Below are 316 nucleotides of genomic sequence, written 5' to 3' on the forward strand. Positions count from 1 at the left end.
CTCGCGCCACCGAGGAGGCCGAAGCCTACCGGGCGCGGGTGGTGGCCGAGGCCCAGGGTGAGGGGAGCCGCTTCGTGGACCTGGTGAGCGAATACCAGCAGGCGCCGGAGGTGACCCGCGAGCGACTGTATCTGGCCGCCATGGAGCAGGTGCTCAGCCGCTCCAGCAAGATCCTGGTGGGCGTGGAAGGCGGTCAGCCGCTGAGGTACCTGCCGCTGGACAAGATGATGGAGCGCAGCGCTCGCCCCGCCGGCGCCGCCAATACCGACAGCGGTGGCGGCAGCGCCTTCGTGGATGACGGTTTGGGCGGTTCCTC

Annotated in this window: 1 pseudogene; it reads left to right on the forward strand. The window is 70.3% G+C overall.

What is annotated here, in order from left to right:
• Window positions 1-316, forward strand: a pseudogene (locus GBG68_RS14220) (protease modulator HflK); the annotation flags it as partial.

Source organism: Alkalilimnicola sp. S0819 (genome assembly GCF_009295635.1).
Classification (GTDB): domain Bacteria; phylum Pseudomonadota; class Gammaproteobacteria; order Nitrococcales; family WHIW01; genus S0819.